We start from the raw sequence: 23,387 nt of genomic DNA, 5'->3' as shown, positions 1-23,387 counted from the left end.
CTCATTGTTTGGGAAAAGGGGATCGGCCTGTCCATGCTCGTCGAACGCGAAACCTCCATTGGAGAACCGACTTTGCTGGAGCGCCGCAGGGCGGAGCAGAACGACAAGCGGATTCTGGGCAATGTCGTGCAATGCGATGGCGCGCGCGCCACCATCAGCGCCTATGCCGACGATATCGAAGGCACGGTCACCGGCCTATGGAGCGTCGGCAAGATGATCTCGATCAATCTCGGTACATCACGAACCGTCGGACTGGTCTACGAAATCGGCAAGTCGGATCGTGCCTGGAGCAGCGAGGGCCAGAATCCGATCGAGGTCAGCATCGAATTGATTGGCGAGGTGCGCGACGGCGCCGAACCCGGCGCCAAGCCGGTGTTCGACCGCGGCATCACGACCTATCCGCATATCGGCGCCATTGCCCATCGTATCCGCAGCCGCGACCTGCAGGCCGTCTACGATCTCGCCGGGCGTCACTCGATCACCATCGGTACGCTGTCGCAGGACGAGGCTATCGACGCCAATATTGCCATCGACGATACGCTGGCGCGCCATTTCGCCATTGTCGGCACCACCGGGGTCGGCAAATCGACCGCCGTCTCGCTGCTCTTGCGCAAGTCGATTGCCGCCCGGCCCGACCTGCGCGTGCTGATCCTCGATCCACACAACGAGTTCGCCGCGTCCTTGCCCGAATATTGCTTCAGGGTCGATTCGACGACGCTCGACCTGCCCTTCTGGATGTTCAAACTCGAGGAATTCGCCGAGGTGCTGTTTCGCGGCCGCGAGACGGTGCCGGAAGAGGTCGACGCCTTGCGCGATCTCATTCCCGCGGCCAAGAACCTCTATCGCAATCCGAACACCGGCAACTACCTGCGGCGCAGCACCGACGCGCTGACCGCCGACGCGCCGGTACCCTATCGCATTGCCGACCTCATCAAGCTGGTCGACGAACGCATGGGATTGCTGGAAAGCAAGAACGATCGTCCAACCCTCAGGTCACTGAAGACACGTATCGAATCGGCGGCATCCGATCCGCGCTACCGTTTCATGTTCAACTCGCGCCTGATCGAGGACACCATTCACGAGACGATCGGCAACATTTTCCGCGTGCCGCATCACGGCCGCCCGGTGACCTGCTTCGAAATGGCCGGTATGCCGTCCGAGGTGGTCAATTCCGTATGCTCGGTGCTGGCGAGGCTGGCGTTCGACCTGGCGTTGTGGAGCGAAGGCCGCTTGCGGCTGCTCTTCCTGTGCGAGGAAGCGCATCGCTATATGCCGGCCGATCCCCGCCTCGGTTTCGCGCCGACCCGGCACGCGCTGTCGCGCATCGCCAAGGAAGGCCGCAAATATGGCTGTTATCTCGGTGTCGTCACCCAGCGCCCGGGCGAGCTTGATCCGACCATCCTGTCGCAGTGCTCGACGTTCTTCGCCATGCGGCTCGCCAATGAGCAGGACCAGGCGATCATCCGCTCGGCGATCGCCGATTCCTCGGCTTCGACGCTGGCGTTCCTCTCCTCCATGGGCCAGCGCGAGGCCATCGCCTTCGGAGAAGGCGTGGCGACGACGATGCGGATGAAGTTCGAAAAACTCTCCGAGGATTTGATCCCCGGCACGGCCAAGCGCGAGGACGCCTTGCCCTCCGAAACCGGCAACGATGTCGACCTCGTTGCGATCGTCGAACGGCTGCGCAACGTGCCTAGACCACAACAGGCAATGCCGTTCGCGGAAGTCATTGATCCGGGCCGGCAGGCCGGCGATTCCGACTATCGCAAACCGCCGGCCGTACGTACCCAGCGGGACGAGGATTTCGACTTGCGCTACGGCCTCAAGCCGGCGACCTTCGGCCTGCGTCCCCAGAACGATTGAGCCGAGCGACGTTTAGGCAGACCTCATCGGTGCGTCGGCAACCATCAAAGCTGAACTTCGATGGCTGCCTTGTCTATAACGGACCATACCTGGCGAATTTTCCCTCTCTGAAACTCATAGAATACGTTCTCGGTAAACCAAATTCTCTTCCCGCTTACATCGAGCCCAAGGAACGTTCCCCTTGGGGTGCAGTTGAAGCTTAGCCGGCTCGCTATATAAGGCGGATCGGCAACCAATAGCCGAATGTCGAAGTAAAGGTCCGGAATTTCATCGAAGTCTCTCTCCAACATTTCGAGGTACCCGGATAATCCGAGCGGCCGACCGTTGTGGATCGCTTCATCATGAACAAACTGCCCCAGATTTGGCCAATCCTGCTTGTTCAGACATGCAATATAGCCTCGGTAAAGATCGGAGAGGTCGGATTTGATCACGGCAACACCTCTATCTCCCACAAGCCTTGCAAGGCGCCGTCTCAGCTTATTTGGCGACGTCGGTCTGCGAGCACCGGAAGCACGGAAAACGGCACTAGACGGCCAGCATCACGAATTTAATGACGGGATTCAGGCGCAGACGCGGTTGCGGCCTTGCCTCTTTGCCTCATAGAGCTGGCGGTCGGCGCGGCGATAGAACTCCTCGGCGGTTTCCTTGCGGTCCCAGACGGCAAGCCCGACGCTGGTGGTGATTTTCAGTCGGACATTGCCTGTCAGCACCGACATGCTGGCGATCGCCTTGCGGATGCGCTCGGCGAATTTGGATAGCAGCTCGGCGTCCATATTGGGCGTGACCACCGCGAACTCCTCGCCGCCCAGGCGCGCCACCACGTCGTGATAGCGTGTCATGTCCTTGAGACAGTTGGCGACGGCCCGCAACACCTCGTCGCCGACATCGTGGCCGTGGCTGTCGTTGACCTGCTTGAAGTGGTCGAGATCGAGGATCATCAGCCCGACTGGTTTTTCGATGCGGCGAAACTCCTCGAGATATTCTTTCAGCGCATCGTCGAAATAGCGCCGATTCTGCATGCCGGTGAGGCTGTCGGTCAGCGCCGCATGCTCCAGCGTCTCCGAGCGCGCACTGAGTGAAACTGTCATCGCGCGCAGCTTGCCTTCTTCCGTCGCCTGCTTTCGGATCAGCGGATAGATGAAGAAAATGCCGAAGAACAGCGCAGTCGCCAGCAGCACGCCGATCGCAAACAGCAGCTTGTTGAGATAGACGATTTCATCGAGGTCCGAAGGCGTATTGCTAATGTCGGCCGCCAGGGTTTGCAGGAGTCCATAGGCGTAAAGCGTCACCAGGCCGGCGGCCAGGATCACAAAAATAAAGACGAAAAACGCTGATTCCGCCTTGTGGAAATGCATCTGCTCCCCGTTGAAAAGTTCCTATCGATCTTATGGCATGCGGGAGCTTACGGACAGTTAACCTGGACAACTTCAACGCGAAATGTCCCTTCGATGTCGACTTTTCAGGTTGCGCTCGAAGGAGGGGGTGAGATCACCCAGTTGATCCCCTCACCGGGACGCAACCTGTGCCATTCCGGACCCAATTGGTGCCTGAACCAGGTCGCCTGCCGCTTTGCATATTGCCGCGTCGCGATCTTCGCACGCTCGATAGCCTCGGGAAAACTGATGGCGCCGGCCAGCGCGGCCTGAAGCTCGCGAACACCGATCGCCTTCATCGCCGGCAGGTCGGGATCGAGGCCGAGCGCCGAAAGCTGCTTCACCTCGTCCAATGCCCCTTTGTCCAGCATGCGGTCGAAGCGGGCATCGATCCGCTCCACCAGCGCCGCCCGCTCCGGCTCGATGACGAAAAAGCGCGCGCTGCTCCTGTCGATCAACGGCTGGCCACGCGCGGCCTGCCAGTCCAGGATGGAGCGGCCCGACGCGTCGAGCACCTCCAGCGCCCGCACGATGCGCTGGCCATCCGTCGGCCTCAGCATCATGCCGGCCGCAGAATCCTCGCGCAACAGGATGCGGTGCAATCTCACAGCGCCCTGTTCTTGCAGCTCGTAGCGCCAGCGCTCGCGGATCGACTGCGGAATGTCGGGCATCTCCGAAATACCTTCCGTGAGCGCCCGGAAATAAAGCCCGGTACCGCCGACGAAAATCACTTGCCGCGCCGAAAGCGTGCCGTCGTCGATCAGCTTCATGACATCACGCAGCCAGGCGCCGGTGGAATAGGCGGTGGACGGATCGACGTGTCCATAAAGAAAGTGAGGGACGCGGGCGAGTTCGGCAGCACCCGGCCGCGCCGTCAGCACGTCGAGCACCGAATAGCCTTGCATGGAATCGGTGCTGACGATGACACCGCCATTGCGCTCGGCGAGGTCGAGTGCGAGCGCCGACTTGCCGCTGGCGGTCGGCCCGGCTATCAGGATCGCGTTCTTCACGCGGCCTTCGCCCGCCTGTCCGCTGGAATTTTCGATGCTGATCGCCACGCTTCTATCCCATCCCGCCGGCCGCGCATTGACGCCGACGCTAGCGAATATGGCGTCTGGGTCTGTCGGCGCAAGCGCTGTTCGATGGCTGGCCGAAGGCATCGCCTGCGAGCTCGATTTGCCGGAGACCGCCGAAGCTTCCGAAATAACGGCCCGCCTGCATGCCGCGCTTGCTTCCGAACCCATCGACGTGGCCGTCCAACCGGCTGAGAACAGGCGCAAGAAGGTCCTGATCGCCGACATGGATTCGACGATGATCGAGCAGGAATGCATCGACGAGCTTGCCGACGAGATCGGCGTCAAGGATCGCGTCGCCGCCATCACGGCGCGATCGATGAACGGTGAGATCGCATTCGAGCCGGCCTTGCGCGAGCGCGTGGCGCTGCTTAAGGGTCTCGATGCCGCAATCATCGACCGCATCATCGACAATCGCCTGACGCTTGCCTCCGGCGGTCGCACGCTCGTCCAGACAATGGCGGCCAACGGCGCGTGGACGGCGCTGATTTCCGGTGGTTTCGACATCTTCACCACCCGCATCGCAGCATTGCTCGGTTTTCACGAAAATCGCGCCAATCGGCTGATCGAGCAGGATCGCCGCTTCACCGGCTTGGTCGCCGAGCCGATCCTCGGCCGCGCCGCCAAGGCCGAAGCCCTTATCGAGATTTCCGCCCGCCTCGGCCTGACGCCTGCCGATGCCATTGCCGTGGGTGACGGCGCCAACGATCTCGACATGATCCGTCTTGCCGGCATCGGCGTCGCCTTGCACGCCAAGCCGGCCGTGGCAGCCGAGGCAAAGATCCGCATCGACCACGGCGACCTCACCGCCTTGCTTTATCTGCAGGGTTATCGCCGGGAGGAATTTGTCGAGTGACGCCGATCCGCACCGAACGCCTGATCCTGCGCAACTGGGAAGATCGTGACCGCGAGCTCTTCCATCGCATCAATTCCGACGAGCGCGTCATGGAATTCTTTCCGTTTCGGCGCGACCGTGCCCAGTCGGATGCCAAGATGGAGGAGTTGCGCGCCGCTATCGATCGCAACGGCTTCGGCTTCGCGGCCGCTGAGATCACAGCCACAGGTGAATGCATCGGCTTCGTCGGCATAACCCGAACCGATCATTTGCCATTCTTGCCGCCCGGCACGATCGAGATCGGCTGGCGGCTGGCACCCGAATTCTGGGGCCGCGGCTATGTCACCGAAGCAGCCGATGCCTGGCTCACCTATGGCTTTGAAAGACTTGGCCTCGACGAAATCGTGTCCTTCGCAGTCAAGGATAACAGCCGGTCCACTGCCGTCATGGAGCGCCTGAACATGATCGCCGACCCGGCCTCCGATTTCGACCATCCCGGCGTTCCGGACAGCCACACCGCACTCAGGCGACATGTCTTCTACAGGCTGTCACGCACAGACTGGCAAGCAAGAAAAAGGGCGGCCCGCTAGCCGCCCCTTTTCTTTTCAAGATCAGAGTGTTACAGGCTCTTCCGGACTCAATCCATCCGGATTGTCACAAACCTCAGCTCGCCGGTCTTCGACGCCAGCATCAAAAGCGCGTTCTTGCGCCCTTGCTCCTTCAGCGCGCCGATCCGGTCCATGACGTCCTTGGGCGTGGCGACCGATTCCTGCGCGATCTCGGTGATCACCTCGCCCGGCTGGATGCCGCGTTCGGCAGCGGCTGAATCCTTGGTGACGTCGGTCACGACGACGCCGGAGACGTCGGCGGCGATGCCGAATTTCGTGCGCGTCTCGTCGTTGAGCTCGCCGATCGTCATGCCAAGCACGGCAGCCGTCGAAACGGCAGGCGCCTTGTCGGCATCGTCCTGGTCGGTGTTGCCGTTTTCACCGCCGCTGGCAAGCTTTTCGCCGTCCTCGAGTCGGCCGAGCGTCACCTTCACGGTCTGCTCGACCCCCTTGCGCACGATGATCACGTCGACCGCCTTGCCGACCGGGCTTTCCGCCACGACGCGCGGCAGGTCGCGCATTTCATGGATGTCCTTGCCGTCGAACTTGATGATGACGTCGCCGGCCTGGATGGTGCCGTTGTCGACCGGTCCGCCCTTGATGACGCCGGCGACCAGCGCGCCCTTGGCGGTCGCCATGCCCAGGCTTTCGGCAATGTCGTCGGTCACCGGCTGGATGCGCACACCGAGCCAGCCGCGCCGCGTCTCGCCGAACTGGCGAAGCTGGTCGACGACGCCCGAGGCGAGCTGCGACGGAATGGAGAAGCCGATGCCGATCGAGCCTCCCGACGGCGAGATGATTGCCGTGTTGATGCCGATGACCTCGCCGCTGCTGTTGAACAGCGGTCCGCCGGAATTGCCGCGGTTGATCGCGGCATCGGTCTGGATGAAGTCGTCATACGGGCCGGAATTGATGTCGCGATTGCGCGCCGAGACGATGCCGACCGTCACCGTGCCGCCGAGACCGAACGGATTGCCGATCGCCATCACCCAGTCGCCGACACGCATCGTATTGGAATCGCCGAACTTCACCGCTGTCAGCTTGTGCCCTTTCGGATCGACCTTCAGCACCGCGACGTCGGTCTTGGTGTCGGTGCCGACCAGCGTCGCCTTGAGCGTCACCCCGTCGGAGAAATTCACCTCGATGTCGTCGGCATCGGCAATGACGTGGTTGTTGGTCACCACGATGCCCTGCTCGGCGTCGACCACGAAGCCGGAGCCCAGCGACTGCACCTTTTGCCCGCCGCCGCCCTTGTCGCCGCCGCGGTTCTTGAAGAAATCGTCGAAGAAGTCCTGGAAGGGTGAGCCTTCTGGAAGCTGCGGCATCGGCACGGCGCCCGGACCCTCCGTGCCCTTCACCGTCTGCGAAGTCGAGATGTTGACCACCGCGCCGAGCAGGCCGGCGGCGAGATCGGCAACCGAGGGTGGCCCGTCGGCTGCCACTGTCGGCGTCACGAACGACGGAACGGCAACGGCGCCGACCAGAAGCGCAGCGGCCCCGGCGATGAACGTCCGCCTCGCTGCACGCAGAAGGGTGGTGGATGTCATCGAAAGGCCTCCGGGTGTTCTAAAAAAGCGCTTCGGCAAAAACGCCGCGTCGCGTCATGTTGGCAAGAAATAAGGCACGTTTGCGGCTACGGCTACCGCCAGAGGATAAATCCTCCATTACGCCGGCTTCCCCTGCACCGGCCCTACTGGCCGGTGCCTGGCTGTGCCGCTGGCGCGGCGGGAGCGGGCGGCGCTGGCGGTGGTGCCGCCGGTGCCGCGAGCGTTTCCTTGCTGTTCGGGTCGCGGAAAAAGCGGAAGAACTCGGAATTCGGCGACAGCACCATCGTCGTTCCGGTGCTGTTCAGCGCCGTGCCATAGGCATTCATCGATCGATAGAAATCGAAGAAGGCCGGATCGCGCTGATAGGCCCCGGCAAACGTCGCGCTGCGCTGGGCTTCACCTTCACCACGCAGGATTTCAGACTCTTTTTGCGCTTCGGCGACGATTTCCACCACTTCACGGTCGGCGCGGGCCCTGATCCGCTGCGCTGCCTCATTGCCTCGCGCCCTCAGCCGCTCGGCTTCGGCGAGACGTTCGGCCTTCATGCGGTCGAAGGTCTGCTGCGAGACCTCAGCCGTGAGATCGGTGCGGCGGATGCGGACATCCTCGATCTGCAGGCCAAGCGAGGTGGCGTCGGGCCTCAGTTGATCGCGTACCTCGCGCATCATCACGGCGCGCTCTTCCGAGAGTGCCGCCTCGAAGTCGCGCAGGCCGTAGACGCGGCGCAAGGCGGCGTCGAGACGCGTCCTCAGCCGGGCCTCGGCCAGTTCGATCTGGCCGGAGACCGCGGCGCGAAACACGCGCGGATCCGAGATACGATAGGCGATAAAGGCATCGACCTCATAGAACTTGCCGCCCGAAACCTGGACGCGGATGTTATCGAGGTCGAAGCGCAGGACCCTGTTTTCGATCAGCTGCACGGTGTCGGCATCGAAGAAGGAGAACGGCGCCTTGAAATAGATGCCTGGCTGGTTCTTGACGTCGACGATTTCGCCGAACCTGAGCACCAGCGCCTGCTGGCGCGCATTGACGACGAAGACAGACGAATAGAGCAGGAACAGGATGACCGCGGCGATGACCGCAATGACGGGAAGACGGTTGGCCATCACTGGTTTCCTCCGGCGGCCGGTGCCGGCGCCTTCTGCTGCAATGCGGGCAGCGGCAGGTAGGGAACGACCCCTTGCCCATTGCCTTGCTCGACGATGACCTTGCTCGAATCCTTCAGCACCCTCTCCATTGTTTCCAGGTAAAGCCGCTTGCGCGTCACCTCCGGCGCCTTTGCATATTCGTCATAGACCGAGATGAAGCGCTGCGCCTCGCCTTCGGCCTCCTGCACGACCCGGTTCTTGTAGGCGGCCGCGTCTTCGCGGATCTGCGCGGCAGCGCCGCGCGCCTGGCCGAGCTTCTGGTTGGAATACTGATTGGCCTGCTCGACGAACTTGTCCTCGTCCTGTTCGGCCCGCTGCACCTCGTCGAACGCGTCCGCCACCTCGCGCGGCGGCGCGGCATCCTCGATCGAAATGGCGTTGACGTTGAGGCCGGCCTTGTAGCCGTCCAGCGTCGTCTGGATGATCTCACGCACCGACGCCGCAATTCCTTGCCGGTCGTCGCGGAAAATGTCCTGCGCCGGGCGCCGGCCGACCGCTTCACGCATCGCGCTTTCGGCGACCTGCTGCAGCATGCCGCCGGGGTCGGACACGTCGAACAGATAGGCCTTCGGGTCGGAAACCTGATAGGCCACAGAGAATTGCACGTTGACGATGTTCTGATCGCCGGAAAGCATCAGACCATTGCCGCTGGTGCTGCCGCCACCGATGCTGACAAGCTGCTCGGCGATGTTGGCGGTCTCGACCGTTTCAATGGGCCACCAATGGAAATGCAGGCCAGGCTGCGAGAGTTCCGCCTTCGGCTTGCCGAACCTGAGCTCCACCGCAACTTCGTCGGGCTGCACGGTGTAGACCGCCTTGAACGCCCACAGCACCACCAGCGCCGCAGCAATCAGCCCGAACACCGCCGGGCTCGCGCCACCGCCGCCCGGCAGTGCGCGCCGCAACCTGTCCTGCCCACGCCGGATGATATCCTCGAGATCAGGAGGCGAGCCCTGCGGGCCGCTGGGTCCCTTGGGTCCCTGTCCCCAAGGTCCCTGATTGTTGCCGCCGCCCCACGGGCCGCCGCCGCCGCTCTTGTCGTTCCAGGGCATGAATGTCCTTTCGCTTGGAATTCCCTCAAGCGCCGGCTCACCGGCGCAAAATCCAATATTATTCTTCTATAGGGATGCAACGGCACGCTTTCAACGCGATCGGCTGCCGTCACAGTCCGCCTTTGGGTCCATTTAGACCTGTCGCGACGCTTTGTCGTCTTCAATTCACATCGCGGCGCCGCTCGTAAACCGAATAGCGTGTCGCATGGCTGTCCTTCTCACCGGCCTCAACCTCCTGTGAGTGGACTATCCGCCATAGTGCCGGGTCGATCGGCGGGAAATGGGCGTCGCCGTCGACCGCGGCCAGCACATGGGTGACGTGCAGCCGATCGGCCAGCGGCAGCGCCTGAGCATAGATCTCGCCGCCGCCGATGACGCAGATCTCGTCGGCGCCTGCCATGCAGCGCCCGCGCACCGTCGCCAGCGCGATTGCGTCCTCGATCGAGTGCGCGACTTCTACGCCCTCGGCGCGCCATGCCCTGTCCCGCGTCACCACGATGTTGAGCCTGCCCGGCAACGGCCGGCCGATGCCTTCATAGGTCTTGCGGCCCATGATGATAGGCTTGCCCATCGTATCGGCCTTGAACCGCTTGAGATCGGTGGAAAGCCGCCACGGCAACCCACCCTCGCGCCCGATCACGCCGTTCTCGGCGATGGCGACGTAGATCGCGAGGTCCATCAGCCGCCGTTCCCGCCATCGGATGGCTCCAGCAGCAATATGTCAATGTCGTGCTCGGGGTAGAAGTTCTGCGCCTTCATCTCGAACGTCGTCGGTCCGATCTTCCTGACGTTTTCGCCGCAAAACGAGACCAGGTTCTTCGGATCGCCCTTGTCGACGGTCAGCTTGAACGTGCCGATGTTTCCCGACGCCCAGTTGCCGCCCGTGGTCAGGATATAGGCGATGCGGTTCTCGAAATATTTGGGGTAGCCGTCGGGATCGTCCTTGGCTGCCTTGCGCACGGCATTCTCGAACGTGCCATCCATGCAGTAGCGGGTCTTGTAGGCGGCATACTGACCCTGGAATTGGCCGTCATAGAAGAAGCTGACCGAGGAGGTGCCGCCGACGCTCGGCTTGTAGCGATGCGAGACATGCACCGCCTTGTTGGCCGGAAAGGTCGAGCGCCACCAATAGGTCGAGCGCAATTGCCAGAACGGCGTATAGACGGTCTTCATGCCCGAACCGTCATCGGCAGTGTCTTCGATGATGATGCCGCGGTTGACCCAGTCGTCGGTGACCGCTTGCGGCAGCTTTGCCAGCGCTGCCTTGGCCGCATCGCCGAATGGATAGAAAGGCACGCCCTGCGCCTCCAGGTCGGCGCCAATGTCGATGGCGAGCGCGAACACCTTCTGCTCGAGCTGCGGCTTTGCCGGCACCCCGTCGATCGTCACTTCGAAGCCGAGGAAATTGTCGCTCTGCGCCTCGGGAATCGCCGGTATTTCTTCGGGGTCGCCTTCGATGTCGGGCATCGGAAAGGCGACGATCGCATCGACATCCTTGTCGGTGTTGTTGCGGAAGACGTAATCGACCGTCACCTTTTCCGGCGAGATGTAGAGATCCTCGCTTTCCATCGCCACCGCATCGCTGCGCGACAGGATCAGCCCACCGGTGCCGAGTTCGGCGACCGAATCATTGGCGAGTGCGGGCGTAGCCGAGAGCGCCAAGGCTGCGGTCAGGACGTAACGGAACATGGAAACTCCCCCGGCGAAAATGCCAACATGACTCTAGCCGTTCAATGTGGCGTTTCAAAGCCTTTCGGCAAACGCGCCGGCGCGTGCCGGCTTGTCGTGTCGGTCTAGACACGCCGGTCTCGATCGGGCAGGAGTTCGCTCATGCGCAAGCTTCTTGTCATCGGCATCGGCGCCGGCAATCCGGAGCACATGACGGTCCAGGCCATCAACGGCCTCAATCGGGCCGACGTGCTGTTCATCCCCGACAAGGGCGCGAAGAAGAACGATCTCGCCGAATTGCGCCGCCAGATCTGCGACCGCTTCGTCATCAATCCGAACTCGCGCCGCGTTGAATTCGATGTGCCGGTGCGCGCCGAGCCGGCGCCTTCCTACCGCTCGACCGTCGACGACTGGCACGAGGCGATCGCCGCGATCTATGAAGGCCTGATTCGCGGCGAACTCCCCGAAGATGGCTGCGGCGCCTTCCTGATCTGGGGCGATCCTTCGCTCTATGACAGCGCGCTGCGTATCCTGGAGCGCGTGCGCCTCAGAGGCAATGTCGCGTTCGAACTGGAGGTCATCCCTGGCATCACCGCCATCCAGGCACTCGCAGCCAGTCACAAAATGGCATTGAACCGCATCGGCGACGCCATTTTGATCACCACCGGCCGCCGGCTCGCCGAGGAAGGTCTGCCCGAAAACGCCGGCAGCACCATCGTCATGCTGGACGGCAAATGCGCCTTCAACACGCTGGCCGACAAGGACGTTAGCGTCCACTGGGGCGCCTATCTCGGCACACCCGACGAGATCATCATCTCGGGCCGGATTGGCGACGTCAGCGACGAGATCGTCAGCACTCGTGAGGAGGCCCGCCGGAAAAAGGGCTGGATCATGGACACCTATCTGCTGCGCAAGCCGGGCGAGCCTGAGGAGTGACAGGGATTGAGCGCGGCATGAATTCCGCCGAGTTCACGCAGCATCGATCTCGGCCTGCAGCGCCTCCATATGCGCCGCCGCTGCTGAAGACGCAGCCCGCTCGATGGCGCGGAAGCGGCTGACCACCGCAAGCCCGACCGACGTCAATTGGGCGCCACCGCCTTTCTTGCCGCCCGTCTGTGCCGCAACCAGCGGCTTGCCGAACACGCGGTTCATGTCCTCGACCAGATCCCAAGGGTGCTTGTAGGACATCTCCATGCCGCGCGCCGCGGCCGAAATCGAGCCGAAGGCAGCGATCTGTTCCAGAAGCTCGATCTTGCCCGGCCCGATGCGGCCATCTGGATCGAGATTTATCCGCAAGCTCAGCGACGGCATTTGCTCCTCCGCGGTCGCGCCATTCTACAAGTTCTCCAGCGATACCGCTATTCCAACACGATATAGCGAATCATCGGCCGTTCACCCATCCGCCTCGGCGGGGAGGCCGGCGCCGGTATTTGCCCGGTCGAAGCTCACCGTCTTGACCACCGCGAAGACCTTTCGACCAAGCTGGAGCCCTAGCGTCTGCCGCGACTGTTCAGTGATGCGGGCAAGCACGGTTGCGCCATTGCAGTCGATGCCGATCTCGACCGTAGGCCCTTCGCCCGGCTTTATCGCCATGATCGCGCCCGGGAATATGTTGAGCGCGCTGAGGCCAACCGGCTGCTCGGTGGCGATCATCACGTCGCGGGCGCGGATGCGGACGCGCACCGGCGCACCGACCGGCGTTGCCAGAAGCGGCACACGGATCTCGCCCGCCGCCGAGCCAAGCACGGTCATGCCAAACGCCTCGTCGTGGCGCAGAACCGCGGTATCCAGCACGGCACCGCCCTCGCCGCGCTCGTCGGCCGGCAATAGATCCAGACGCTGCATGATCACTCCGGTTGGACCGGAAGCAGCGACCTTGCCCTGCATCAGTACCACGACGTCGCTCGCCAACCGCGCCACTTCGGCGATCGAGTGGCTGACATAGACGATGGGGATTTTCGTCTCGTCGCGCAGCCGCTCGATATAAGGCAAGATCTCGGCCTTGCGCGCCTCGTCGAGCGACGCCAGCGGCTCGTCCATCAGCAGCAATTTCGGACTGGCAAGCAGCGCCCTGCCGATTGCCACGCGCTGCTTCTCGCCACCGGAGAGTTTTGCCGGCCGCCGGTCGAGCAAATGGCCGATCCCGAGCAGTTCGACCACGCCATTGATATCCGCGTAGCGCTCAGCAGCCGGCGTGAACCAGCGGCCATAGCGCAGATTGCTCGCCACGCTCATATGCGGAAACAGCCGCGCGTCCTGGAACACCATGCCGATCCGCCGCTTGTGCTTCGGCATGAACAAGCCGGCATCGCTATCGACCAGCACACGGCCGTCGGCCGCGATACGGCCTTTGTCGGGGCGGATCAGCCCGGCAATCAGGTTGATCAGCGTCGTCTTTCCGGAGCCGGAAGGCCCGAACAGCGCAGTCAGCCGCCCGGCGCTTTCGAAGCGGGCATTGACGGCGAAATCGCCAAGCCGGTGGCTGATGTCGACCTGAACCGTCATTCGATGTCCATCCGCCGGCCGACGCGTCGCGCCAGCACTTCCGAGGCGACCAGTGCCGCCATCGAGATGACGATCGAGATCAGCGTCAGCCTGAGCGCGCCGGCGTCGCCGCCGGGAACCTGCGTGAAAGTGTAGATCGCCGACGGCAGCGTCTGCGTCTCGTTCGGAATGTTGGAGACGAAGGTGATCGTCGCGCCGAATTCGCCCATCGCCTTGGCGAAGGAGAGGATCGCACCGGCGATCAGGCCGGGCAGGATCAGCGGCAGCGTGATCGTGCCGAACACCCATAATGGATTGGCGCCGAGCGTGCCGGCGGCCGCCTCGATTTTGCGGTCGACCGCTTCGATCGACAGCCGGATCGCCCGCACCATCAGCGGAAAACCCATCACGCCGCAGGCGAGCGCGGCGCCGGTCCAGCGAAAGGAAAAAACGATGCCGAAATGTTCGGCCAGGAAAGCTCCGGCCGGACCGCGCTTGCCGAAAGTCAAAAGCAGCAAATAGCCGGTCACCACCGGCGGGAGGATCAGCGGCAGATGCACCAGCCCGTTGAGCAGCGTCTTGCCCCAGAACTGGCCGCGGGCGAGCACAAGAGCGATCGCTACGCCCGGCGGCAGGCTGGCAATCATCGCCACGGTCGCCACCTTGATGGACAGTCGGACCGCATTCCATTCGTCGGGAGCGAGATCCAGCAGCCAGCTCATGCTCAGGGCCGTTCGTCAGTTGCTCGGCGCAAGCACGGTAAAACCTTGCGCCTTGAAGAGTTCGCCAGCCTTGGCGGATTGCAGGCATTTCAGGAATGCCGGGGTATCCTTGCCCTTCGAATCCGCAAGCTGGGCAACCGGATAGATGATCGGCGGATGTGTATTGTCGGGGAAAGTGCCGACCACCTTCACGCCAGGCTCGGCATGCGCGTCGGTGGCATAGACGATGCCGAGTGCTGCCTCGCCGGTCGACACCAGCTTTAGGGCGGCGCGCACATTCTCGGCCTGCGCCACGTTGCCTTCGACGGAAGACCAGACACCGAGCGATTCGAGCGCCGCCTTGCCGTATTTGCCTGCCGGCACCGCCTTGAAATCGCCCATGGCAAGTTTGCCGTCACCCACGAGCCCGGCAAGATCGAAACCCTTTTCAATCCTGGTTTCAACCTTGGAATCCTGCGGCGCGATCAGCACGATCTGGTTGCCGAGCAATTTCACTTCGGTGTCGGGCTTGGTCAGCTCCTTGTCGGAAAGATATTTCATCCAGTCGAGATCGGCCGAGATGAACACGTCCGCCGGCGCGCCGCTTTCAATCTGCTTGGCCAGCGCCGAGCTCGCCGCGTAGGAAATGGTTGCCGCCTCGCCGACACTGGCCTCGCAGGCCTTGTTGACGGCATCGAGCCCGTCCTTCAGGCTCGCCGCGGCAAACACGACCACCTTGTCATCGGCATGGGCCGCCGGCACCGCGGCCATCAGCATGGCAGCGAGACCCGCGATGGCAATCGTCGTCGAACCTTTGCGCGCCAGCATGAACTCTCCTCGTCTCGGATCGCCCGAAGCCGTCCATCGATATATCCATGTGAACATAACAAGGAAAGGCTCTTTACCAGGCGACGGCATTCTGAGCTGCGGTTTTCTCCGCCTGCGATAACCTCCTTTAGATACAGCGGTATCGAGGTCGAAGAAAATATCGCATGGAATCTGTTGCGCGCACCACAGACGTCGGTCGATCAAGATGGATGCTGACAACGTCCGAGGGCGTAGCCGCAGTAGGCAATTTCGATATGCACAGTCAGGTAGGGTGCTAAACCGCGATCGGCGCCTTGATCGTCGCGTCGGCGAAATAGTTGTCGAGCCGGAAATCCTCGAAGCCGAAGGCAAAGAGATCCTTCACCTCGGGATTGATCCATAGCGTCGGCAACGCCTTGGGCGTACGCCGCAATTGTTCGCGCGCCTGCTCGAAATGGTTCGAGTAAAGATGCGCGTCGCCGAGCGTGTGGATGAAATCGCCGGGTTTCAATCCGGTCACCTGCGCCACCATCAGCGTCAGCAACGCATAGGAAGCGATGTTGAAGGGCACACCGAGAAAGATGTCGGCGGAGCGCTGATAGAGCTGGCAGGAAAGCTTGCCTTCCGAAACATAGAACTGGAATAGGCAGTGGCAGGGCGGCAACGCCATGGCCTCTACCTCGGCAGGGTTCCACGCCGAAACGATCAGCCGCCGCGAGTTAGGATTTTTGCGTATCTCCTTCAGAAGATTCGCAATCTGGTCGATGGCGCCGCCATGGCCGTCCGGCCACGAACGCCATTGCTTGCCATAGACCGGGCCGAGATCGCCATTCTCGTCGGCCCACTCATCCCAGATCGAGACGCCGTGATCGTTGAGATATTTGATGTTGGTGTCGCCGGCCAGGAACCACAAAAGCTCATGGATGATCGACTTGAGGTGCAGCTTCTTGGTGGTGGTGACCGGAAAGCCGCGGGCCAGGTCGAAGCGCATCTGGTAGCCGAATATCGAGCGTGTTCCGGTGCCGGTACGGTCGCCGCGATCTGCGCCGTTTTCCAGCACATGCTTCAGAAGGTCGAGATACTGGCGCATCGGCTCCGGTCCGATTCGGGTTGTCAGCCATCATAGCCGAATGACCGTCGGCCGAACACAGCAAAGCGAGACAATTCCAGCAGAAGCCTCGCCAGCATCAGCGGCGAGTTTGTTCAGAGCGAGCCGAGCATGCCCAGATCCTTGGCGACAAGATAATAGAACGTCACCCGGCTCTTGCTGTTGTCGGCCGCCATCGCCTTGCAGGTCTTTTCGATAGCCGCATCCGCCTTGGCGCCGTCGGTGACACCGAGCTTGCCAGCGACCCAGCTGTTCCTGACGCGCTTCAGTTCCTCCGGGTCGGTGCAGGACACCAGCGAGGAATCGCGGTTCCTGAGCGCGATGCCCAGATGCTTGACGATCTTGGCGACCGCGTCGGCATCCGCCGCCGCATCATATTTTTTTACGTCTGCGAGATAATCGGCCATCGAATTTCCCCTCGTCGGCGCCACGGGATCCGGTCGATGAGGATTGTGGCGCGCTGCCGCAACTGTGCGCTGGGTCTCCTCACCGCCACAAAGCTTCGGTTGAGACCGGCTGCAAGTCAACCCCTTGATGATCCACTTTGACACGGACGAAAGTGGCATTCCGGCCTTTCATTTTCCACCGCCAGTCCCTATATTCGCCTCGTCGGCTCGACCGACTATGGTGATAAACAGGCGATGAAATAAGCCGTTCGGACCCGGGGGCGGTACCCGGCGCCTCCACCAAAAACCGCTGCTCAAGAGCGGCTTTTGCTGGGGGCGAAATAGGATCGACGAAGGTGTAAAGATCGTACTTTTGCCCGGCATTGTACCACCGTTATCGGGCTAAACTTATAGTTGCCAACGACAACTATGCGGAAGCACGTCTCGCCGCGTAAGCGGTGCGATAGCTTCAATTCAAGCCCTAGTGGTTCGCACTTCTAGGCGGGGTTCGGAGGTACCTGGCAACAGAAACCTCCATTTCTTCTTTTTTGATATGTGCAGCTGCAGGCCTCGCCGGCTGGGCTTTTTATGCGCCCTGATACGCTCAAGACGCCGCGGCGTTTATACCAGCCCCTGGCTGACCGCGTCGATCGCACCGGCGAATGTTTCACCAGTAGCCTCATCGGGCAACAGCATCTCATTGTGCCCTCTGCCCGTCCGGATCATCGGAAAACAATTGGCGAGCTTGGCAACACGACAGTCGAGGAGCACCGGCCGGTCCACGTCGATCATTTCCTGTATCGCATCGTCAAGGTCGGCTGGTTTGTCACAGCGCAGGCCGACCGCTCCGAACGCCTCGGCCAATTTGACAAAATCGGGCAAGGCCTCGGAATAGGAATGCGCGAGGCGGTTGCCATGAAGGATTTGCTGCCACTGGCGAACCATGCCCATATATCCGTTGTTCAGGATGAATATCTTGATCGGCGCGTCGTACTGGACTGCCGTCGACAGCTCTTTCATGGTCATCTGAACCGACGCGTCGCCGGCGATATCGATGACGAGGCTGTCCGGATGAGCGATCTGCACGCCGAGCGCCGCCGGCAGGCCGTAACCCATCGTCCCCAGGCCGCCCGAACTCATCCAGCGGTTCGGCTTTTCGAAGCCGTAGAATTGGGCCGCCCACATCTGATGCTGGCCGACTTCAGTGGTGATGTATGTGTCGCGATCCTTCGTCAGCTCGTAAAGGCGCTGCACCGCATATTGCGGCATGATCACGTCGTTGTTCATCTCATAGGAGAACGAATTGCATGCGCGCCAGGCGGCGATCTTTCTCCACCAGTCCTGAAGGCGGCTTCCATCCGGTTTCTGAGATAATGCGCGCCATAGACGAACCATGTCACCCAGAACATTGCCGACATCGCCTTGTATGCCGATATCGGCGTGGACGTTCTTGTTGATCGAGGACGGATCTATATCGATATGTATCTTCCTGGAGTTGGGCGAAAAAGCATCCACACGCGAGGTCACGCGGTCATCGAAGCGCGCGCCGATACAGATCATGACGTCGCAATCGTGCATCGCCATGTTCGCCTCATAGGAACCATGCAGACCGACCATCTTGAGCCAGTTCTTGCCGGAGGCGGGGTAAGCTCCAAGGCCCATAAGCGTCGAGGTGACCGGAAAGTCGCTCAGTTGAACCAGCTCCCGGAGCAATGTCGATGCTTTCGGGCCGGAATTGACGATGCCGCCGCCGGCATAAATAACGGGACGGCTGGCATTGGCCATCAGCGCTATCGCCTGGCCGATCTTGTTGATGTCGCCCTGCAGCTTCGGTTGATAATTTTTCAGCGCAGCAACGTCCGAACGCGGCGTGTACATGCCGGACGCAAACAGAACGTCCTTTGGCATGTCGACGAGAACAGGCCCCGGTCGCCCCGACTGGGCGATGTGGAACGCCCTATGGATCGCTGACGCTAAGTCATCGACGTCTTTGACCAAAGAGTTGTGCTTGGTGCAGGATCGCGTGATGCCGATCGTGTCACATTCCTGAAAGGCATCGGAGCCGATCAATGTTGTCGGCACTTGTCCGGACAGACAGACGATCGGCACTGAATCCATCAGTGCGTCCTGCAGGGGCGTCACGGCATTCGTCGTGCCTGGGCCTGACGTGACCAGCATCACGCCGATCTTGCCCGTGGACCGGGCATAACCCTCGGCGGCATGGCCGGCGCCCTGTTCGTGGCGCACAAGGATATGCTTGAGATCGTCCTGCTGGAATATCTCGTCATAGATCGGCAAAATAGCCGCGCCGGGATAGCCGAAAATATGCTCCACACCATTGTCTTTGAGTGCGCGGAGAACGATCTCCGCTCCTGTCATGCGGTTGCTCGTATCCTGAATGGAATTATCGCTTGTCATGGTTCTGTCCCGTAGCGTGATGAGGATGGGTTGACGGGGCATCGCCGAAATCGGGCGTAAGAAGAATTTCGGGCATAAAAAAAGGCCCCGTCAGGAGCCTGTTTGTCGCGCACGGGTGGCTGTCGCCGGATGGTTACACCATCCTGCCCATGCGCTTTCCTACCACTGCAAGAACCATAGCGATCTTCATGATCATCGCTGCTAACACAGAAAATCGCGCATCGTCAACGTCTCAGGCTAAGGCGTCTCAGGCCAAGGCGAAAACCCAAGGGCTTCCCTTCATCGGAATTTCCGATGGCAGCATTCGTATCTTCCCGTTTCCCTTCTCCCCTGCCTTTGTCGAACAAGGCTTCAGTTTCTCGCCGCGTGTCGGTCACGCCCCGCGAGCTACCTGATGGAGAAAAGATGAACCAGGAAACCACACCAACACCCGAACGCATCCTGATCGTTGGCGGCAGTTCCGGCATGGGACTGTCGCTTGCCGAACAGCAGCTTGCTGCCGGCGCCGAGGTTACGATCGTCGGCCGCTCCGAGGACCGGTTGTCGGCCGCACGGCAGCACTTGCCTCACCCGGAAAGGCTGAGGACGATCGCAGCCGACGTCACAAGCGAGGACGAGGTCCAGCGCCTGTTCGAGGACGTCGGTACGCTCGACCACATCGTCTCGACCGCCGCAGACATCATCGGCGTCTATGTGTTGCTTCCCGAGATGGACGTCTCGATAGCGCGGAAAGTGATGGATTCCAAAGTCGTCGCGCCGCTTCTTCTCGCCAAACACGGCGCGCCTCATCTGACGCCCAGGGGGTCGATCACGCTGACCTCGGGCATCGCCGCCTATCGTCCGGCGGCGAAAGGCTCGGTGGTGGCAGCCGTTAATGGGGCCCTTGGCTCACTCGCCTACGCGCTTGCCGTCGAACTGGCGCCGATCCGCGTCAATGTCGTCTCGCCGGGCTGGGTCGACACGCCGATTTGGGATGCCGTCGTCGGCAGCGGAAAGACGGCTGCGCTGGACGCCATGGCAAAGCGTCTGCTCGTCGGCCGGATCGGCCGGGCAGCCGACGTTGCCCAAGCTATCACGTCCCTGATGCATAACGGCTTCATCACCGGAACCGTGCTTCATGTCGATGGTGGCCAGCGATTGGTCTAGTGATGGCCAGACCTCGCGAACCATTGCGAGGAACAGTTGCAAGACCGGCGCTTGAATGCGCCGGTGGCGCCATACCATGGTGACCGGCGTCACCGGGCTGCTTCCGACCCAAGGCAGCACGACGATATTGGCGTCAGCCGCAGAACCCACGAGACGCGGGACCAGCGCGCATCCAAGACCGGCTGCAACAAGGCCCCGTATCGCGCCCATGCTGGCGAACTCGCCGACCAGTTTTGGACGGTCAGGCAACGTTGCGGCAAACGTTTCGTCGAACATCCGCCTGTAGACGCAACCGGGCTGGGTGACGAGGAAGGCCTCGTCAGCCAGATCGTCGGGCGTTATGGCAGAATATCCGGCCAACCGGTGATTTGCCGGCATTATGATGACGAGCTCTTCTTCTGCCACCTGCTCGCTTCGCAGCTCCGGCGCCGCCGCCGGGGCGGCCCCGAAATGCAAAGACACGTCCAGCGCCCCGCTGGCCACGCCGGCACGCAACCGGCTGCTATCGCCCGCCTGGAGGTTCAGTTCCACGTCTGGATAGCGCCGGTGGAATTCGCTCAGCAAGGCTGGCAAGCGCGTAACGCAAAGCGTCTCCAGGCCGCCGACCGTCAGGCGACCGGCAACCGTACCGCTCGCGTCGGCGACAGCGGAACGGGCTTCGTCCGCAAGGTCGAGGAGATCGTTTGCGTAGTCCAGCAGGCGCTGTCCTGCCGCCGTCAGCTTCAAGCCACGCCGTGACCTGTCGAACAGCGACGTGCCCAGATCGGCTTCCAGCGCCTGGATCTGTTCGGTCACGCTCGATTGGGCAAGATGAACCCGCTCGGAGGCGCGCGTGATGTTCAAGGTGGTGGCGACCGCCACGAAGGTCTTGAGATGTCTAAGCTGCATGTCTTGAACCCGTCATATAGGCAAAGGCTGCTTTGAACCGGGACCGCAAACGTGAAAAGGCCGGGAACATCGCCCGGCCTTTTTGTCTCGATAGGTGAAGCTTACTCCGCCGGCGCTTCCGCAACGTCCCGGCTGCGGCCGAGCGTTATCTTGGCCAGTGTGAAGGAGATCGCCGCGCACAGCGTGATGCCCGCCACCATTGGCAGCGGCGTGCCGTCAAAGAACACGCCGGCGACACCCATGGCGACCGCGCCGATGGCGAAGTGCAGCGTGCCCATCAGCGCCGACGCCGTGCCGGCGATCTCACCATGCTCTTCCATGGCCAGCACCGACGTCGTCGGGATAACCAGGCCGAGGAAACCGTAGCCGATGAACAGCAGCGCCGCCATTACGTCGAGCCGGTCGACACCCGATGCCATCACCGCAAACAGCACCACCATCGTCGTCGCATAGCCGGTCACGGCGACGCGCACCACGCGCTGCAGCCCGAACCGCTCCGATAGCAACCCGGTCAGCTGCGACATGCCGATGAAGGCAACCGCATTGATCGAGAAGAACACGCTGTAAACCGAAGGGGACAGGCCATAATGGTCGATCAGGATGAAGGACGAGCTCGACAGATAGACAAAGAAGCTCGCAATGCCGAAGCCGGCGATGGCCGTCAGGCCAAGGAAGTTGCGGTCGCCCATCAGGAAGCGGTAGCCGGAAAGTGCCGTCCCGAAGGACGAACCGGCGCGCTCTTCGACCGGCCGCGTCTCCTTGAGAGAGGTCGCCAGCAGGATGGTGGCGAGCACGGCCGCGCCCGTCACCGTCCAGAACACGGCGCGCCAGCCGAAGTTCTCGATGATCTGGCTACCGGTCAGCGGCGCCAGGATCGGCGACACCGAAAACACCAGCATCAGCAGCGACATCAACTTGGCGGCCTCGGTGCCGGTATGCAGGTCGCGAACGATCGCGCGCGGCACGGCCATGCCGGCGCTGGCGCCGAGCCCTTGCAGGAAACGGAAGGCGATCAGCCATTCGATCGAGGGAGCCAGCGCCGAGCCGACGCCGCCGACCATGAACAGCGCCAGGCCGCCGTAGAGCGGCAGCTTGCGGCCGACCATGTCGGAGATCGGTCCGACGACGATCTGGCCGAAGCCCATGGAAAGAAAGAAGATCAGCAGGCTCATCTGCACCGCGGCAGTGCCGGCATGCAGATCCTCGCCTATTGACGGCAGGGCCGGAAGATACATGTCGATGGCAAACGGGCCGATCGCGGACAATAGGCCGAGCACGACCGCAATGCGGAGGAATTTGGCGTTCATGATAGCAGGCTCTTTCGAATTCTGGTTGCCGCCGAGGACCGGCGCGTAACCCTAGGACGTTCCATCCCATGGAGTTCCGACTCTTCTGCGGAACGAAACTCCCTTCGTGCAGTCCACAAATTTAGACAGGCTTGTCTAATTCGTCAACCACCTCTATATAGTTTTGCATGAAGGCCAACGTTTCTCCTGACATTTTCCCGCCACGGGGCCATGAGGCCAAGCGGATGTCGATTGTCGATGCCGCCACCTCGGTCTTCTGCCGCGAAAGCTTCGCCGGTGCCAATATCGACATGATTGCCGCCGAGGCCGGCGTCTCCCGCCAGACCATCTACAATCATCACGGCGACAAGGAAAAACTCTTCGTTGCCATCGTCCGCGACCTCACCGAACGTTGCAACGCCGGCATCTTTGCCACGATTTCCACTTTTCCCGATCAGCCGAAGGATCTCGAAGCCGACCTCATCGCCTTTGCTGTGCGGATGAATCACAACTGCATCTGCAACCGCGACGGCAAATTCCTGCGCAAGCTGATCCAGACCGAGGGCGGGCGCTATCCCGAGTTGTTCGCCGAATGGCGCGAAGAAGGACCGGGCAGGACATGGCCGGCGATCGCCGCCCGTTTCGCCCGCCTCGCTCATGCCGGCTTCCTTGATATCGACGATCCCGATGTCGCAGCGCGCCAGTTCATGGCGCTTGCCAATGCCGAGTTGCAGACGACGTTCATGCTCGGCGGCGCACCAACCGAGGACGAGGTGGTGCAGTCAGCGACAAATGGCGTGCGCACCTTCCTGCGCGCCTTCGGCAAGCGGCAGCCTGTGGCTCGTAAGCAGGGCGCGCTCGCCAGCGCTTGACGGTCAAAGCCGTTTGACGATCAAATCGTCGCCAATGGGCTTCGCTTCCGCACCCCGGCGATCTATATCCGGTTTACGCCGCGCTCAAGCTTGATTACAGCTATCAGGACGATTCAACGGAAGC

The 23,387-nt window shown here is 61.9% G+C and carries 22 protein-coding genes, 1 other RNA gene and 1 pseudogene; 7 read left to right on the top strand and 17 right to left on the bottom strand.

What is annotated here, in order from left to right; translation table 11 throughout:
• Nucleotides 1-33 precede the first annotated feature (33 nt).
• Nucleotides 34-1,863: an ATP-binding protein gene (locus NKH29_RS00965; protein ID WP_352788453.1), complete on the top strand. Its 1,830-nt coding sequence runs from the start codon at nucleotides 34-36 to the stop codon at nucleotides 1,861-1,863.
• A 44-nt stretch (nucleotides 1,864-1,907) separates the two neighbouring features.
• Here the strand turns inward: NKH29_RS00965 and NKH29_RS00960 are convergent, their stop codons facing one another.
• The 3 genes from NKH29_RS00960 to miaA form a co-directional block, all read right to left on the bottom strand.
• On the bottom strand, nucleotides 1,908-2,294 hold the full coding sequence (locus NKH29_RS00960; RefSeq protein ID WP_023720803.1) for an ester cyclase: 387 nt from the start codon (nucleotides 2,292-2,294) through the stop codon (nucleotides 1,908-1,910).
• A gap of 129 nt (nucleotides 2,295-2,423) precedes the next feature.
• Entirely contained in the window at nucleotides 2,424-3,218 is a 795-nt protein-coding gene (locus NKH29_RS00955; RefSeq protein WP_352998817.1) for a GGDEF domain-containing protein, read from the bottom strand.
• Between the two features lie 104 nt (nucleotides 3,219-3,322).
• A complete protein-coding gene (miaA, locus tag NKH29_RS00950) occupies nucleotides 3,323-4,294 on the bottom strand; it encodes a tRNA (adenosine(37)-N6)-dimethylallyltransferase MiaA (RefSeq protein WP_352788455.1) in 972 nt (323 codons plus the stop codon).
• A 49-nt stretch (nucleotides 4,295-4,343) separates the two neighbouring features.
• Between miaA and serB the strand changes: the two genes are divergently transcribed.
• Both serB and NKH29_RS00940 read left to right on the top strand, forming a co-directional pair.
• Nucleotides 4,344-5,165 carry a phosphoserine phosphatase SerB gene (gene serB, locus NKH29_RS00945; protein WP_352495198.1) on the top strand — a complete coding sequence of 274 codons (822 nt, stop codon included), beginning with the start codon at nucleotides 4,344-4,346 and terminating at the stop codon, nucleotides 5,163-5,165.
• The gene (locus NKH29_RS00940; RefSeq protein WP_352639698.1) at nucleotides 5,162-5,734 is read left to right on the top strand and encodes a GNAT family N-acetyltransferase; all 573 of its coding nucleotides are present in this window, start codon (nucleotides 5,162-5,164) and stop codon (nucleotides 5,732-5,734) included. Before serB ends, NKH29_RS00940 begins: the two co-directional genes overlap by 4 nt.
• A gap of 47 nt (nucleotides 5,735-5,781) precedes the next feature.
• Here NKH29_RS00940 and NKH29_RS00935 read toward each other — a convergent pair whose 3' ends face one another.
• From NKH29_RS00935 to NKH29_RS00915, 5 genes are all read right to left on the bottom strand, one after another.
• A complete protein-coding gene (locus tag NKH29_RS00935; protein WP_023720807.1) occupies nucleotides 5,782-7,299 on the bottom strand; it encodes a DegQ family serine endoprotease in 1,518 nt (505 codons plus the stop codon).
• A gap of 143 nt (nucleotides 7,300-7,442) precedes the next feature.
• Nucleotides 7,443-8,405, bottom strand: coding sequence for a protease modulator HflC (hflC, locus tag NKH29_RS00930; protein WP_023720808.1), 963 nt, complete (start codon nucleotides 8,403-8,405; stop codon nucleotides 7,443-7,445).
• Entirely contained in the window at nucleotides 8,405-9,499 is a 1,095-nt protein-coding gene (hflK, locus tag NKH29_RS00925) for an FtsH protease activity modulator HflK (RefSeq protein WP_023720809.1), read from the bottom strand. Before hflK ends, hflC begins: the two co-directional genes overlap by 1 nt.
• A 160-nt stretch (nucleotides 9,500-9,659) precedes the next feature.
• Entirely contained in the window at nucleotides 9,660-10,178 is a 519-nt protein-coding gene (locus tag NKH29_RS00920; protein ID WP_292664361.1) for a dihydrofolate reductase, read from the bottom strand.
• Nucleotides 10,178-11,188, bottom strand: coding sequence for a DUF4424 domain-containing protein (locus NKH29_RS00915; protein ID WP_352788458.1), 1,011 nt, complete (start codon nucleotides 11,186-11,188; stop codon nucleotides 10,178-10,180). Before NKH29_RS00915 ends, NKH29_RS00920 begins: the two co-directional genes overlap by 1 nt.
• A gap of 141 nt (nucleotides 11,189-11,329) precedes the next feature.
• Between NKH29_RS00915 and cobF the strand changes: the two genes are divergently transcribed.
• Nucleotides 11,330-12,103 (top strand): precorrin-6A synthase (deacetylating), encoded by a 774-nt coding sequence (gene cobF, locus NKH29_RS00910; protein WP_023720812.1) that lies wholly within the window; start codon nucleotides 11,330-11,332, stop codon nucleotides 12,101-12,103.
• A gap of 33 nt (nucleotides 12,104-12,136) precedes the next feature.
• On the opposite strand, the gene NKH29_RS00905 is transcribed toward cobF, so the two are convergent.
• From NKH29_RS00905 to NKH29_RS00880, 6 genes are all read right to left on the bottom strand, one after another.
• Entirely contained in the window at nucleotides 12,137-12,478 is a 342-nt protein-coding gene (locus NKH29_RS00905) for a winged helix-turn-helix domain-containing protein (protein WP_352998816.1), read from the bottom strand.
• A gap of 81 nt (nucleotides 12,479-12,559) precedes the next feature.
• Nucleotides 12,560-13,672: a molybdenum ABC transporter ATP-binding protein gene (gene modC / locus NKH29_RS00900; protein WP_352998814.1), complete on the bottom strand. Its 1,113-nt coding sequence runs from the start codon at nucleotides 13,670-13,672 to the stop codon at nucleotides 12,560-12,562.
• The gene (gene modB / locus NKH29_RS00895) at nucleotides 13,669-14,373 is read right to left on the bottom strand and encodes a molybdate ABC transporter permease subunit (RefSeq protein ID WP_352495174.1); all 705 of its coding nucleotides are present in this window, start codon (nucleotides 14,371-14,373) and stop codon (nucleotides 13,669-13,671) included. Before modB ends, modC begins: the two co-directional genes overlap by 4 nt.
• A gap of 15 nt (nucleotides 14,374-14,388) precedes the next feature.
• Nucleotides 14,389-15,180 (bottom strand): molybdate ABC transporter substrate-binding protein, encoded by a 792-nt coding sequence (modA, locus tag NKH29_RS00890; protein WP_031194508.1) that lies wholly within the window; start codon nucleotides 15,178-15,180, stop codon nucleotides 14,389-14,391.
• Between the two features lie 274 nt (nucleotides 15,181-15,454).
• Nucleotides 15,455-16,249 (bottom strand): thymidylate synthase, encoded by a 795-nt coding sequence (locus tag NKH29_RS00885; protein ID WP_352482986.1) that lies wholly within the window; start codon nucleotides 16,247-16,249, stop codon nucleotides 15,455-15,457.
• Nucleotides 16,250-16,362: 113 nt separating this feature from the next.
• Nucleotides 16,363-16,674 carry a DUF2853 family protein gene (locus NKH29_RS00880; RefSeq protein ID WP_023676702.1) on the bottom strand — a complete coding sequence of 104 codons (312 nt, stop codon included), beginning with the start codon at nucleotides 16,672-16,674 and terminating at the stop codon, nucleotides 16,363-16,365.
• Between the two features lie 162 nt (nucleotides 16,675-16,836).
• Here NKH29_RS00880 and ssrA point away from each other — a divergent pair.
• Nucleotides 16,837-17,192, top strand: a transfer-messenger RNA (tmRNA) gene (ssrA, locus tag NKH29_RS00875).
• Between the two features lie 82 nt (nucleotides 17,193-17,274).
• On the opposite strand, the gene NKH29_RS00870 is transcribed toward ssrA, so the two are convergent.
• Nucleotides 17,275-19,071 carry an acetolactate synthase 3 large subunit gene (locus tag NKH29_RS00870; RefSeq protein WP_352998812.1) on the bottom strand — a complete coding sequence of 599 codons (1,797 nt, stop codon included), beginning with the start codon at nucleotides 19,069-19,071 and terminating at the stop codon, nucleotides 17,275-17,277.
• A 405-nt stretch (nucleotides 19,072-19,476) separates the two neighbouring features.
• Here NKH29_RS00870 and NKH29_RS00865 point away from each other — a divergent pair, with 405 nt between their 5' ends.
• Nucleotides 19,477-20,217: an SDR family oxidoreductase gene (locus NKH29_RS00865; RefSeq protein WP_352482982.1), complete on the top strand. Its 741-nt coding sequence runs from the start codon at nucleotides 19,477-19,479 to the stop codon at nucleotides 20,215-20,217.
• A 66-nt stretch (nucleotides 20,218-20,283) separates the two neighbouring features.
• On the opposite strand, the pseudogene NKH29_RS00860 reads toward NKH29_RS00865, so the two are convergent.
• A pseudogene (locus tag NKH29_RS00860) lies at nucleotides 20,284-21,105 on the bottom strand (LysR family transcriptional regulator); the annotation flags it as partial.
• A gap of 101 nt (nucleotides 21,106-21,206) precedes the next feature.
• Entirely contained in the window at nucleotides 21,207-22,412 is a 1,206-nt protein-coding gene (locus NKH29_RS00855; protein WP_023676705.1) for a multidrug effflux MFS transporter, read from the bottom strand.
• A 167-nt stretch (nucleotides 22,413-22,579) separates the two neighbouring features.
• Between NKH29_RS00855 and NKH29_RS00850 the strand changes: the two genes are divergently transcribed.
• The gene (locus NKH29_RS00850; RefSeq protein WP_352495172.1) at nucleotides 22,580-23,263 is read left to right on the top strand and encodes a TetR/AcrR family transcriptional regulator; all 684 of its coding nucleotides are present in this window, start codon (nucleotides 22,580-22,582) and stop codon (nucleotides 23,261-23,263) included.
• Nucleotides 23,264-23,387 lie beyond the last annotated feature (124 nt).

It is taken from the genome of Mesorhizobium sp. M1295 (genome assembly GCF_040318135.1).
GTDB lineage: Bacteria > Pseudomonadota > Alphaproteobacteria > Rhizobiales > Rhizobiaceae > Mesorhizobium.
This window is presented reverse-complemented; position numbering and strand designations above follow the sequence as displayed.